Source organism: Phytobacter diazotrophicus (assembly GCF_052061655.1).
GTDB lineage: Bacteria > Pseudomonadota > Gammaproteobacteria > Enterobacterales > Enterobacteriaceae > Phytobacter > Phytobacter diazotrophicus.
This window is the reverse complement of sequence record NZ_CM125428.1, coordinates 4,512,424-4,525,282: the sequence shown is the minus strand read 5'-3', so window position 1 is coordinate 4,525,282 and position 12,859 is coordinate 4,512,424. Positions and strand designations below refer to the sequence as shown.

The 12,859-nt window shown below is 53.8% G+C and carries 11 protein-coding genes; 3 read left to right on the top strand and 8 right to left on the bottom strand.

Going from position 1 to position 12,859, the window contains the following annotated elements; genetic code table 11:
• Positions 1–25 precede the first annotated feature (25 nt).
• Both ACS0RQ_RS22065 and ACS0RQ_RS22060 read left to right on the top strand, forming a co-directional pair.
• Positions 26–874, top strand: a complete 849-nt coding sequence (locus tag ACS0RQ_RS22065; protein WP_271851416.1) for a D-amino-acid transaminase — start codon at positions 26–28, stop codon at positions 872–874.
• A gap of 229 nt (positions 875–1,103) precedes the next feature.
• Positions 1,104–2,090 (top strand): transposase, encoded by a 987-nt coding sequence (locus tag ACS0RQ_RS22060; RefSeq protein ID WP_271851994.1) that lies wholly within the window; start codon positions 1,104–1,106, stop codon positions 2,088–2,090.
• Between the two features lie 403 nt (positions 2,091–2,493).
• Here ACS0RQ_RS22060 and ACS0RQ_RS22055 read toward each other — a convergent pair whose 3' ends face one another.
• Both ACS0RQ_RS22055 and ACS0RQ_RS22050 read right to left on the bottom strand, forming a co-directional pair.
• Complete coding sequence (locus ACS0RQ_RS22055) at positions 2,494–3,327, bottom strand: glycosyltransferase family 8 protein (protein ID WP_222555584.1); 834 nt, start codon at positions 3,325–3,327, stop codon at positions 2,494–2,496.
• Positions 3,324–4,706 carry a D-arabinono-1,4-lactone oxidase gene (locus tag ACS0RQ_RS22050; RefSeq protein WP_271850669.1) on the bottom strand — a complete coding sequence of 461 codons (1,383 nt, stop codon included), beginning with the start codon at positions 4,704–4,706 and terminating at the stop codon, positions 3,324–3,326. Before ACS0RQ_RS22050 ends, ACS0RQ_RS22055 begins: the two co-directional genes overlap by 4 nt.
• A 432-nt stretch (positions 4,707–5,138) precedes the next feature.
• Here ACS0RQ_RS22050 and ACS0RQ_RS22045 point away from each other — a divergent pair, with 432 nt between their 5' ends.
• Positions 5,139–6,167 carry a LacI family DNA-binding transcriptional regulator gene (locus ACS0RQ_RS22045; protein ID WP_271850670.1) on the top strand — a complete coding sequence of 343 codons (1,029 nt, stop codon included), beginning with the start codon at positions 5,139–5,141 and terminating at the stop codon, positions 6,165–6,167.
• A gap of 68 nt (positions 6,168–6,235) precedes the next feature.
• Here ACS0RQ_RS22045 and ACS0RQ_RS22040 read toward each other — a convergent pair whose 3' ends face one another.
• The 6 genes from ACS0RQ_RS22040 to ACS0RQ_RS22015 all read right to left on the bottom strand — a co-directional run bounded on the left by ACS0RQ_RS22040 (position 6,236) and on the right by ACS0RQ_RS22015 (position 12,625).
• Positions 6,236–7,000, bottom strand: coding sequence for an HpcH/HpaI aldolase family protein (locus ACS0RQ_RS22040; RefSeq protein ID WP_271850671.1), 765 nt, complete (start codon positions 6,998–7,000; stop codon positions 6,236–6,238).
• A gap of 29 nt (positions 7,001–7,029) precedes the next feature.
• Positions 7,030–7,812: a 2-keto-4-pentenoate hydratase gene (locus tag ACS0RQ_RS22035; protein ID WP_271850672.1), complete on the bottom strand. Its 783-nt coding sequence runs from the start codon at positions 7,810–7,812 to the stop codon at positions 7,030–7,032.
• A 40-nt stretch (positions 7,813–7,852) separates the two neighbouring features.
• A complete protein-coding gene (locus tag ACS0RQ_RS22030) occupies positions 7,853–8,812 on the bottom strand; it encodes a D-2-hydroxyacid dehydrogenase (protein ID WP_271850673.1) in 960 nt (319 codons plus the stop codon).
• A gap of 73 nt (positions 8,813–8,885) precedes the next feature.
• Complete coding sequence (gene tcuC / locus ACS0RQ_RS22025; protein WP_071195874.1) at positions 8,886–10,196, bottom strand: tricarballylate/proton symporter TcuC; 1,311 nt, start codon at positions 10,194–10,196, stop codon at positions 8,886–8,888.
• Positions 10,197–10,328: 132 nt separating this feature from the next.
• Positions 10,329–11,600, bottom strand: coding sequence for a phosphopyruvate hydratase (eno, locus tag ACS0RQ_RS22020; protein ID WP_271850675.1), 1,272 nt, complete (start codon positions 11,598–11,600; stop codon positions 10,329–10,331).
• Positions 11,597–12,625: a phosphotransferase family protein gene (locus ACS0RQ_RS22015; RefSeq protein WP_271850676.1), complete on the bottom strand. Its 1,029-nt coding sequence runs from the start codon at positions 12,623–12,625 to the stop codon at positions 11,597–11,599. The genes eno and ACS0RQ_RS22015 overlap by 4 nt, the downstream gene beginning before the upstream one ends.
• Between the last annotated feature and the right edge of the window lie 234 nt (positions 12,626–12,859).

The window sequence follows — 12,859 nt, the reverse complement described above, 5'->3', positions numbered from 1 at the left end:
GGCGTAATGATGTAAGGAGATGGACATGTCACGCACGGTTTACCTCAACGGCGAGTATGTGCCGGAAGAAGAGGCCAAAATTTCCGTTTTTGATCGTGGTTTTTTATTTGCCGACGCAGTGTATGAAGTCACGGCGGTGGTGAACGGCAAGCTGGTGGACTTTGCCGGCCATGTTGCGCGGCTCGCGCGATCTTGTCGTGAGCTGAGCTTACCTCTGACGCTCTCGCAAGACGATCTGCGCGAGATCCATCAGCGCCTGATCGCGGAGAATGGGCTCACGGAAGGGGGGATCTATTTGCAACTGACGCGCGGTAACAGTGGCGATCGCGATTTTCACTTTCCGTCGGCGCAGACGCCGACCACGCTGGTGTTGTTTACCCAGGCGCGTGCGGTTGTGGATCATCCTGCTGCCAGTAAGGGCATCCGTGTGGTGACCTGCCCGGATATTCGCTGGCAGCGGCGGGATATTAAAACCGTGCAGTTGCTGGCGCCGTGTCTGGCAAAAGCCTGGGCCGAGGCCAACGGCGCGGATGATGCGTTTTTGGTGGAAGATGGCTTTATTACCGAAGGCAGCGCCTGCAACTGTTATATCGTGACGGCGGATAAAACCATCGTTACGCGGCCGTTGAGCAATAATATTTTACACGGCATTACCCGTAAGGCATTGTTCCGTCTGGGTAAGGAGCACGGCATCACCTTTGAAGAGCGGTTATTTACGCCGCAAGAGGCACGCCAGGCGAGCGAAGTGTTTATCAGTTCCGCCACCACCTTTGTCTGGCCGGTGGTGAGCGTGGACGGTCAGCAAATCGGCGACGGTAAGCCTGGCGAGATAACGAAGCTGTTGCGCCGGATTTACCTTGAGATGGTGGGATAACGTTTTCCCGGATGCGGCGCAAACGCCTTATCCGGGCTTGTATTATTAAAAAATCCAGAGATAACCGGCCAGTTCTCTCTGGTGGTGGTCCGGATGCCGTATCCGGGCTCAGACTTTGAGTCTGTATCGTAGATCCCCGCACCGGACCACCGTTATCCACAAGTGATAAACCGAACAGTATCATGGACCGGATTACCCGGTACCCCGCATTTGCAAGGAGGGTTACACTATGGAGCACGAACTTCACTTTATCGGCATTGATGTTGCCAAAGCTAAACTCGATGTCGATATGTTGCGGCCTGATGGCCGTCACCGCAGCAAAAAATTTGCCAACACCCCCGGAGGGCATGACGAGCTCGTCAGCTGGTTGCAGGGACATCAGGTCAGCAATGCCCATATCTGCATGGAAGCGACCGGGACGTATATGGAAGATGTCGCCGCTCATCTCTCTGACGCAGGATATCAGGTCTCTGTTATCAATCCGATGCTCAGCAAAGCGTTCGTTCAGAGCCAGGGAATACGCAGCAAAACCGATACGGTGGATGCCCGCCAGCTGGCATATTTTTGCCGGGAGAAACGCCCGGCGATATGGGAAGCCCCCCATCCGGTTGAACGTGCCCTGCGGGCGCTGGTGCTGCGGCATCAGGCGCTGACAGAGATGCATGTACAGGAGCAGAACCGGCGGGAAAGCGCGCGTGAGGTTCAGTTGCCGAGCATAGACATGCATCTGCTGTGGCTGGAGACGGAACTGAAACGTCTTGAAAAACAGATAAAAGACCTGACGGATGATGACCCGGATATGAAACAGCGGCGCAAACTGCTGGACAGTATCCCGGGCATAGGCCCGAAAACCGCAGCGGTGCTGCTGGCTTATGTGGGACTGAAAGACAGGTTCAGGGAGGCGAGGCAGTTCGCGGCGTATGCAGGTCTGACGCCCCGGCAACATGAATCAGGCAGCAGTATCAGGCGGGTGAGCAGGATGAGTAAACTGGGCCATGCGTCGCTGCGTCGTGCGCTGTACATGCCAGCGATGGTGACGCTGTACAAAACGGAATGGGGTCGGGTGTTCAGGGAACGGCTGGAGAAGAACGGGAAGAATGCGAAGCTGATAATCGGGGCGATGATGAGGAAACTGGCGCAGGTTGCCTATGGCGTCCTGAAGTCAGGACGCCCGTTCGATGCCACGTTACATCAGGGAAATGCTTGCGCGGCATAACAGTATCTACGACCGGTTTTCTCCCTCTCCCCCTGGGAGAGGGTTGGGGTGAGGGGAATATGCGGCTCGGAAGGTGGGTTCCGTTCACCTTATGTTCATGGCGAAATGTCACCTGCGGACACGTGAACGGGTAAAGGGGAACACCGCGTTCCCCTTTACAATCCCCGCGGCCCCGCAAAAAATCGGTGCTTCGCACTGCGTTCGCCTCCCTCGCTGCACGCTCTGCACCAGGGGGGCACAAAAATGTCACTGTGGTTGTCATGCGGGAAACGAGTCAGCCATGGCTAACAAGGTTGAAGACGTTCACAGTATCTACGATTTGTAGCCCCGGTAAGCGCAGCGCCACCGGGGATTTTTCCTGAATGTGCTCTGGTGAGGGGAGCAGACCACACAACCCCCCCCCTCAATGCGGGTAATACTCCCACCACAGACGGTGCAATGCGTACCACTTATCGTCCGGCTCGGGGAACTTCTCCCAGGGTTTATCAATGATGTAATGCACATTCTTCACCCGGCTGAAATCCCACATCTTCGGGTGCTGCAACGCCAGCGTCTTTAACGCGTTATAACCATAATGCAGCGGCACCCAGCGATCGCGGAAAACATCGTTGAGAAAATCCTGCTCGGCAAACACGTAATCGGAGATATCCGCCATGGCGGCCAGTTGTGTCACCATCCTGTCGTACACATCTTTATCCGGCGTCAACAGTAGAAAACCGCCATTAAGATAGTTATCCAAAGTCGCTGGTGGATGCGCCGTCATCTGCGGATCTTCACACCAACTGTAATAGCAGTTTTCAGGCTGCCAGCTTTCCGGGTAGCTGGCGATACGGTTGGGATTACAGCGGCACGCGTGGCAGGCGGCAATAAAACCCGCCTGCAGCGGTAACTCGAACACTTCATCCATGTTCTGTACCACCAGCATATCGGCGTCGAGAAACGCCACGCGCTGATACTCCTCAAGTGTCCATACCGCCAGTTTGCTCCACACCTCGGCAAATCGGGCATTAGCGTAACGGTGTGCCAGTGCGGGATCGGGGCCAAGAATCGGCACCTCCCGGACCACACATCCGGCATCGCTCAACGACCTGCGTGTCGCGGCCTCAATACCAGGCGTCACCATCACCACCAGCGGCCACGGTGAACCGCTTTTCTGCAGCGAGTGGCGCAATGCCTCCACGCCCGGTACGTAGCCGGGCTGGGTGAGCAACGTCACCCAGGCGAATGCGGCACTCATGACAACAGCTCCGTCATAAAGTGATTGAGGAATTTACCCTGCGGATCGAGCGCCTGTCGCACCTCCTTAAAGGCGGGTAACTGTGGGTAAAGCGCGGGCCAGTCATACAGGCTGGCATCGAAATATTTCCCCCAGTGGGGCTTCCCACCCTCGCTTGCCAAAAGCGTCTCCACCGCGCGCAAAAAGGCCAGCCCCTCTTCGGAGAGTGAACCATCCTCGGCGTAATAGACCACAAAACCGAAGAAGCAGGTGGGCTGCTGCCAGGATGGGCTCAGCCAGGCGCCTGATGGCCCGGTACAGCGCAAAATGATCGGGTAGTGCATATGAGGTTGTTCGCGGGTGTGCCACTCGCGGATCCGCGTGATAAGCGCGGGGGCGCGGTCCATCGGTACGCCAATCTCAATATTGATCTGCGGCGTGGCGATGCCGCGACAGAAGACCTGATAGACATCGCCAATCACGTCGGAGAAATCTTTAAAGCGCGTCACTGTACGAAACGGCTTACCGTTTTCATCCACGATACGGGTGTCGTTGCGCATATTTTGCAGGGTGTTTTCCACCGCGACATTCATCTGATCACTGGTCTCTTCCAGCGTCAGCAGGTCACCATGGTTATCCCGCCAGGCCTGACGCTCATCGTCATGCGCTTCACGGGCATTCCAGGCGTGGACTTTGTTTTCATCTACAAACCACCAGGCCTTGCTGAATGTCCATTGCTGATTCCAGGCCACCAGATCTTCTTCGAGCGTATCGGCACTGTGCGCGCTTTTAAAACAGGTAAACTGCGTGTAAGGACGCGTGCGGAGCGTAACGGCGCTAATGGCGCCCAGCGTTCCCAGCCCCAACTGTGCCGCCGCAAACCAGGGATGCTGGTCATCCAGCGTATGAATCTGGCCCGCTGCATCAATAAGCCGGATAGCAAGCGCCTCATCCGCCAGCGAGCTTTGCTGCATACCCTGACCATGCGTGCCGGTCGAGATCGCGCCCGCCAGCGTCTGCGAGGCAATCACCCCCGGCGAGGCGTGGAGCATACGGTTCATGGCGGTCAGCACTTCATAAACCTCATGCAGCGGAGTGCCTCCGGCAAAGGTAACGCTGTCGTCGCTCACCGCCAGCAGGCCCCGCAGACGGGAGAGATCAATCAGGATATCCTGCGGCTGGGTTATCGCGAGCATCCTGCCCGGAGACATGCGACTGCCCATGATGCGTACCCGCCCCTGACAACTGGCAATCGCCTGCTGCAACTGCGCTTCAGTTTCTGGTGTGATAACCGCGCGTTCCTGTGCCAGCGTGGCGTTTTGCGCCCAGTTTAAAACAGCGTGCTCGTCTGCAACAGGATGCGTCTGGCGGCGTGGGAAAAGCGGTTGCCGGGTGGTCATTGGCGTCTCCTTAGAATGAAATTTGTCCTCCCTAACAGCATAGCCTGTCATGTAAAAGTGTGAGGAATGTCTCGCTTATTCTTGTAAAAGATCGGTACGACGGGCAGGAGAGGCGCACAGGGAAGGGAGCGTTTCGGGGAATTAAATATCATTTTTCATTATCAATAATAATAACCCTTAATTTTTTCTTAATAAGAGAACAATTCTTAAGGCAAGTTAAAATATTTATAAATTTGCACTATGTCTAATTAATTCAGGCAGATGTTAGAATGGTAAAACGATAGTGCCAGATATAAGAATCTGTTATTATGGCTTATGCACAATATTCTTGATGCATTTTCACAGCGAAAAACTGTAGGGATTATAATTTAATCCCCGGCTTTCTGAATTGATGACGGGAAATCCGCGCCAGGACGACATTAAGGTGACGCAGTGACAATAAAAAAATTGGCTGCAATATTGGGCTTATCTCATACCACGGTATCACGTGCTTTAAACGATCACCCCGCCATTAGCCAGGCCACCAAAGACAGTGTGCTACAGGCTGCAAGAGATTATGGTTATATTCCCAATAGCGCCGCGCGCGCGCTGCGTAATGCCAGTACCGGCGCATTTGGTCTGGTGATCCCGGATATTCAGAACGATTTTTTTATCACCGTCACCAATGCTATCGCGCATGTCGCCGCCGAGCGCTCCTGGCAGATGATGCTGGGCATTACCAGCGACAAGCCGGAGATGGAACATGCCGCGCTGTTGCGCTTAATGACCGCCCGTGTGGATGGCATTATTTTCGCTCCAACCGCCAACCCCCTTTCAGAAACGCAAGAGCTGATTACCCGTACGAATGCCGTCCAGCTACTGCGCAAACATCGCAGCCTGCAGGCGCCGGTTATCGCCATAGACGATCGCCACGGTATTTCGCTGGCGGTAAAACATCTGCGCGAACTTGGCCACCAGCGTATCGGTTATATTGGCTCCTCCGAAGAGTTGAGCACCGGCTATGAACGGTTACAGGGTTTTCTGCAATGTTTCACCCCGGCAGAACAAACGGCGCTCCAGGCGCTTATTCATGTGGGTCCGCCGCAGGCCGAGTTTGGCGGTGACGCTTTCAGGCGCGTGATGGCCGCAGAGGCGCCGCCTACCGCCCTGGTGCTCGGTAGCCCACGTTATGCCATGAGCATTTTACTGGCCGCGAAAGAGAAAAATATTCGTATCCCGGACGACCTTTCGCTGGTGGCCTATGGCGATGTCTCCTGGGCCAGCCTGCTGGAGATGAAACTGACCTATATTTCTCTGCCGGAAAAACAGATTGCTGACGCCTGTGTTGCCATCATTGATCGCCTGATGAATCAGGAACAGACACTTGCCCCGGAGGCCTTTTATGCCTCCACCGATAGCCAGATCTTTACCCCGCAACTGGTGACTGGCGACTCCACAAAAGCGATTCGCCCCCGTCGCTAAAAGAAAAAACCGGATGAGGCTGCCGCGCGCATCCGGAAAAGAGAAACCAATACAAGTACTTCGGGAAACTATCTGAATTTCGCCAGCAGTTGCTCCGCGCCTTTGGTCAACAGCCCCTGGTCAGAACCAATGGCAATCATCTGGAAACCCAGCTCGATATAACGGCGGGTTTGCGCTTCATCCGTACAGAGAATGCCGACGGCTTTTCCAGCCGCTTTGATGCGTCGGCCGGTCTCTTCAATCACTTTAATGACTTCCGGGTGCATCGGCTGACCAATATAGCCGAGGCTGGCCGCGAGATCGCCGGGGCCGATAAAGAAGGCGTCAATGCCATCAATGGCCGCCATCGCCTCGATATTTTCCAGCGCGAGGGTGGTTTCCGGCATCACGATGAGACAAATTTCTTCCTCGCAGGTGGTGGCGTAGTTTTTTATCCGCCCAAAGCCGGAGGCACGCGGCGCACCACAGTAGCCGCGCACGCCATGAGGTGGATAACGCACGGCGGAGACCAGCGCTTTTGCCTGTTCGACGGTATCTACCTGCGGCACCATCAGGGTATTTACCCCCGCATCCAGATAACGCTTAATCAGCGAAATATCGTGGTTGGGGATGCGTACGATGGGCTGAGTCGGTCCGCCAGCCGCGCAGGCCTGCAACTGCGAGTAAATTTCGATGTATTCACTCGGGCCATGTTCCGCATCAAGTCCAATAAAGTCATAACCGCAGCCGGAGAGGATCTCTGCGGCGATATAGCTGCCCAGTTGAGTCCAGAGACCGAGCTGTACGCTATTGTTTTTAATAGCATGCTTGAAATGATTTTTTTGCAGTTCCATAACGGCTCCTTTAAGCCTGCGAGACTTCCTTAGTCGGCAAAGCGGGTGCTGATGAGCCCCACGCCAGTGATTTCTGCATCAAAGGCATCCCCCGGCCTGGCGGATACCGCCGGACCGATAGCGCCGGTGATAACAAACTCCCCGGCGCGCAGCGGCTTACCGATACGCACCAGGTCATCCGCCAGCCATTTCAGCGCATGTAGCGGGTGGCCGAGAATGGCGGTCGCTTTGCCTTGTGAGACCACTTCACCCGCGCGCCTGGTGACCATTTCGCTGCGTGTGATGTCGCAGTCATAGAGGGAGACCGGCCTGGTGCCCAGTACCACCAGACATGCGGCGGCGTTGTCTGCAATAAAATCACAGGACTTCACGTTCCAGCCGGTGACGCGGCTGTCGCAGATTTCAAACGCCGGAAGGAGGTAATCAACGGCGTCGATAATGTCGAGGATGGTGTGTTCAGTTTGCGTCAGGTCTTTTTTCAGGACGACGGCAATCTCGGTTTCCACGCGCAGATCGCTGACGACCGGTTTAGTGATTTCCGCACCGTCGATCAGCACCATGTCGGCGTAGATATTGCCGTAACAGGGGTCTGAAATACCGAACTGCTTCTGCACGGCTTTGTTGGTTAAACCCAGTTTACGCCCGACCAGACGGCGGCCCTGCGCCTGCCAGATTTTGTCGTTGTAATCCTGAATCATGTACGCAGTTGTCAGGTTTTCACTGTCGACCAGCTCGCGAATCGGGTCGCCCGCTTCGTTGTTATCCCAGGCCTGGCGCAGCAAGTCTGCCGCTTTGATAATGTTGTTTTCCATTGTTCTGGCTCTAATTATTTCTTTGATTTGTAGGGTGATATCAGTCGCCAACGCGATTTTGCGGTTGTCCGGCCAGATACGCTTTTACGTTATCAACGGTGGTCGCCAGAATGCGTCCGCGCGCTTCAACCGAGGCCCAGGCAATGTGTGGGGTAATAATGCAATTCTTCGCCGTTAACATTGGGTTTTCAGGCACCGGCGGTTCTTTGGAGAGGACATCGACAGCGGCACCGGCAATCACGCCGTTATTGAGCGCATCGGCAAGGTCAGCTTCGTTAACCAGATCGCCGCGCGAGGCGTTAAGCAGCAGGGCGGATCTCTTCATTTTGCGCAGGGATTGTGCGTTGATCATGCCCTGTGTTTTGGGCGTCAGTAAGCAGTGCAGGCTAATCACATCGGCTTCGGCGTAAAGGGTATCGAGGTCGACATAGCGGACGCGGTCGTTTTCCAGCGCTTTGTTCTGGTATTCGTCATAAGCCAGTACATTCATACCCAGCGCCTGCGCCACGGCGCCGAACGCCTGACCAATACGGCCATAGCCGATAATACCCACGTTTTTGCCCGCCACCTCGAGCATCGGTTTCAGCCAGTAGCAGAAATCCGGTTTTTTCCCCCAACCACCGGCGTGGACATCGCTGTCGTGCAGGCCAACCTGGTTACAGAGTTCCAGCATCAGCGCAGTTGTAAATTGTGCGACGGTAGAGGTGCCGTATGTCGGGACATTGGAGACCGTCACGCCGTGGGCTTTTGCCGCTGCGAGGTCAATAACGTTATAACCGGTCGCCGTAACGCCAATAAATTTCAGGTTAGGACACTGGCTAAATTCTTTTTCGCTTAATACGATTTTGTTGATAATCGCTATTTCCGCATCACCAATTCGTTCCACCACTTCTTCCGGGGCCGAGTTGTCATAAACGGATATTTCTCCCAGTTGCGAAAGCGCATCCCACGACAGATCGCCAGGATTAAGTACGCCACCATCTAAAATAACAATTTTCATACATTACCTTTTCCAGTTTATTTTCAGCAGCACACCAACTTAATCGATGTACTGCTGTTTGGTCAGCAATTAATTAATGCAATTCTTTGGTCTGATTAATGGCTGTTTGTTTATGGTCGAGGGTTAATACGGCCAACAAACTTAATACGGCGTTAAATCCAAGCCAGACGCCCACCATCGCGTTACTGTTAAAGGTGTGGTTAAGCCAGGTACAAATTGCCGGCGTCAGGCCACCCAGTACGGCGGCGGCAACCGCCTGAGCAAAAGAGTAACCCGCCGTACGGGCATGTGCCGGTACCAGTTCGACCATTGCGGCAACCTGAACGGAGCTGTAGCAGGCATACATAAAAGAGAACCACAGTTCAAAGACGACAAATTTAAACACCGTCGGGTCGGCTGCCAGCCAGGAGAGCATCGGCCATGCGGTGAGCGCACCGGTCAGCGTCACCACGATAAGCATCGTTTTTCTGTTGACCCGGTCAGCGATCATCGCCGTGATTGGCAGCCAGAACAGGATCGACAGGCCAACAAAGAACAGCGTGATAAAGCCAACGTTCTCACCGAGGTTCAGGCTTTTGATAAAGGTGGGGGCATAAGTGGTGACCGTTTGCGCGGTGACGGTTGCCATCGCCACCATCCCCATGCAGACCACAATGGTGCGCCAGCCGGTCACCAGGCTTGTGCAAATCTCTTTTACGGTCGGTGTGGTTTTCTTCTTCGCGAAAACTTCCGTCTCTTGCAGGTTTGAACGCAGCCAGAACATCAGCGGGATAACCGCGCAGCCAATCAACAACGGAACGCGCCAGCCCCAGTCGTGCAGATCTTCGGTGGACATGTTGTAGAGCAGCACCAGGCCGATAATAGACGCTGCCATGACCGCAAACTGCTGAGAACCCACCTGCCAGCAGGTATAGAACGCACGCCGGTTCGGCGGCGATATCTCTGCCAGATACACAACCACGCCACCCAGTTCCGCACCGGCTGAGAAACCTTGTAGCAAGCGACCAAGAATGACGATGATCGGTGCGGCGATACCAATGGAGGCATAGGTCGGCGTCATGGCGACGCACAAAATACCGATGGACATCAGGGTCAGGGCCATAATTAACCCTTTTCGACGGCCATGACGATCGGTGTAAGCCCCCAGAATAATGGCCCCGAACGGACGGGCGAAGAAGCCTAAAGCGAATGTCATCAGGGTGAGCATTAATGACACGTATTCATTATCAGACGGAAAATAAGCCTGCGAAATATAACGCGCATAATAGCCATAGACCATAAAGTCATATATTTCGAGGGCGTTTCCGGCACCCACCTGAACAATGGGTTTGATCTGCATCTTCTTTTTGGCTGCAGGCAATGCCTCGCCGCTGTAATCGGTCATTTGAATCTCCTGAAATTATATATCGACAATTTGGAAAAACTCATACAACCAGAACAGACATCGAAAATTCAGGTCAATGCGTAGGGCCCGGAGATCACGCCTGTTCAGCTAATCGGAATAAAATTAAAAAAATTATTTATGATCTAATGCGGTGATGCCGAAAAATCCCAGAGCATTGGCCTCTTCCAGCCGAATGGCTTCATTCCATTTTGATGTACGCTCTGAGCGGGTCATTGAGCCCACTTTTAATTGCCCGGCATTCAAACCTAATGCGAGGTGGACAATAATATTGTCTTCGGTTTCACCTGAGCGCGCGGAAACAATCGCGCCGTATCCGGCTTTTTGCGCTTCGGAAAATGCATGACGTAATTGGGTAATGGTGCCAGCCTGGTTGGCTTTTAATAATACGGCGTTACAGGCTCCTATTTCCGCCGCTGCTTTTACGCGCTCGCCATTTGTCACGAAATAATCATCACCGACAATTTGCACCCGAGAACCTGCGGCTTTCGTAAAGGCGATGAGACCTTGTTCATCATCTTCTGCCAGCGGGTCTTCAATAGAGAGAATCGGATACCGATCCAACCAGCCGAGCAATAATTCACACATGCCGTCTGAGTCATATTCCGTGGCTTCCAGCGCCAGGCGGTAGCGGCCCTCTTTGCCAAACTCAGACGAGGCGATATCCAGTGCGATAGAGACATCCTGGCCCGGTACATAGCCTGCGCTTTCAATCGCTTTTACCAGCGTGTCCAGCGCCTGTTCATTGCTGCTGAACTCTGGCCACCAGCCGCCTTCATCCGCCACGCCGCTTAAATGGCCGCGCTGTTTCATGATGCGCCCCGCGCTGTGATACACCTCAGCGGTCATCACCAGCGCTTCTTCAAAAGATTTCGCCCCGTTGGCGATAACCATCAAGTCCTGAATATCGATACGCCGCCCGGCGTGCGCACCGCCGCCGAAAATCTGAATTTGCGGCAGCGGCATCGCCACTTTCCGATCGCCTGCCAGATACTTCCACAGCGGCAGATGGGCATTGTTGGCCGCCGCATAGATAGCCGCCATGGAGCAGGCGACCGAGGCGTTGCCCCCCAGACGGGAGAAATTGCCCGTGCCGTCCAGTTCAATCAGAATGCTGTCGATAAGTTTCTGATCGTTGATATCCGTGCCGATAAGCGCCGGGGCAATTTCATGTTGAATGTTATGCAGCGCTTTTTGCACATCTTTGCCGGAAAGGACACTGCCGCCATCGCGTAGTTCCACCGCTTCGTGCATCCCGCATGAGGCCCCGGCCGGTGCCATGCCGCGACCAAAAAGACCATTTTCCAGATGCACTTCAACCTCAACTGTCGGCCAGCCCCGGGAATCCCACACGCGACGGCCAATCACATTTTTAATACGACTCATAACCCGTTCTCCTTCCGCCAGAATGATGTAATGTCTTTCAATTGCGTAAATTGACGTTCCAGTAATGCGCAACTTGCGCGACGTACGTTATTCGCATGCCTGCCCTGGAGATATTCCACCGGTGATTTGCCATCGACGCGGGCCAGAATTAAACAGGGCAGCAGTGTTGCGACACGGGCTTCGTATTCCCCGGCAGGTTCCCAGGTGATGTGGTGAAAATAGCTTTGGTACATTGCATCAAAGGCGAGCATGAGTTTTTGCTGTGTCTCGTGCGATCCGGCAATCACCGTTTTCAGCAGGAAGTGGTTTAAGCAAAATGCTAAATCGAATGCCGGGTCGCCATACCATGCGCATTCCGCATCGAGAATGACCGGGCCGTGTGGGCCGCGTAAGATATTTTTCGGGCTAATATCACCGTGCACCAGTGCCAGTCTGGTGGATTGTGTTCTGTGTAATACCGTCAAAATAAAATCAGCATAGTGCGGGTGAACGCGGGCGATCTCCCCCAGATAGGGATCCAGACGCAGCGAAAAGAAGTTGTCGTCATAGGCGAAGGTTTTTGCCAGCACTTCGCTTTTCGCCGTCTTCTGATGAATTTCACCTAATATGCTGCCTGTTTGCGCGGCAAAATCGATATCGATTTCTCCGCTTAACAGTTGTGATTTCCAGTTATGAAACTGCTCTGCGGGTAGATAATCCATCACAAAACAGAGCGCGCTACGGTCGATGCCTGTGATATGGGGAACCGAGTGCGGCGCAATACCGGCGACGGTTTGCATCCAGTCTATTTCGGCAAAGACACGTTCAAGCGGTGCATGCCATTCTTTGGCGACTTTCAATTTTGGCAGTGCCTGTTTCAGGCAAAACTGCCGTTCCCCGGTGCTGACTTTTAAAATGTTGGAAGAGACGCCGCCCGTGAGTGGGCTGACGTGCAGGGCCTCTTTTGCTTCGAGGAGGCCCATCGTTCGCAATACATCACGTATTGCATCCTGATCTATCGACAGATCTTTGAAACACGTTTCCATTCATCACCCGTAATTGATGTATTTACGTAACTGTTTCTGATGAGTAAAAAACAACAGGCAAGCGTTCCCCTGCGACTGAATTAGCCGTGACGCAATGACGTTAATTATTTACAGCAAAAGGGGATCTATCATGGCGACAAGAATATGCCAGGATACATGCTTACCATCCCGAATTTAGCTTTTTAATCATACTGTATTTATTTATGCACACGTGTGCATAAGAGTCAATCAACC

What these genes read in the sequence shown, in the direction of transcription:
- ACS0RQ_RS22065 (WP_271851416.1), top strand. Translation starts at nt 26, where the DNA reads ATGTCACGCACGGTTTACCTCAACGGCGAGTATGTGCCGGAAGAAGAG.
- ACS0RQ_RS22060 (WP_271851994.1), top strand. Translation starts at nt 1,104, where the DNA reads ATGGAGCACGAACTTCACTTTATCGGCATTGATGTTGCCAAAGCTAAA.
- ACS0RQ_RS22055 (WP_222555584.1), bottom strand. Translation starts at nt 3,327, where the DNA reads ATGAGTGCCGCATTCGCCTGGGTGACGTTGCTCACCCAGCCCGGCTAC.
- ACS0RQ_RS22050 (WP_271850669.1), bottom strand. Translation starts at nt 4,706, where the DNA reads ATGACCACCCGGCAACCGCTTTTCCCACGCCGCCAGACGCATCCTGTT.
- ACS0RQ_RS22040 (WP_271850671.1), bottom strand. Translation starts at nt 7,000, where the DNA reads ATGGAACTGCAAAAAAATCATTTCAAGCATGCTATTAAAAACAATAGC.
- ACS0RQ_RS22035 (WP_271850672.1), bottom strand. Translation starts at nt 7,812, where the DNA reads ATGGAAAACAACATTATCAAAGCGGCAGACTTGCTGCGCCAGGCCTGG.
- ACS0RQ_RS22030 (WP_271850673.1), bottom strand. Translation starts at nt 8,812, where the DNA reads ATGAAAATTGTTATTTTAGATGGTGGCGTACTTAATCCTGGCGATCTG.
- tcuC (WP_071195874.1), bottom strand. Translation starts at nt 10,196, where the DNA reads ATGACCGATTACAGCGGCGAGGCATTGCCTGCAGCCAAAAAGAAGATG.
- eno (WP_271850675.1), bottom strand. Translation starts at nt 11,600, where the DNA reads ATGAGTCGTATTAAAAATGTGATTGGCCGTCGCGTGTGGGATTCCCGG.
- ACS0RQ_RS22015 (WP_271850676.1), bottom strand. Translation starts at nt 12,625, where the DNA reads ATGGAAACGTGTTTCAAAGATCTGTCGATAGATCAGGATGCAATACGT.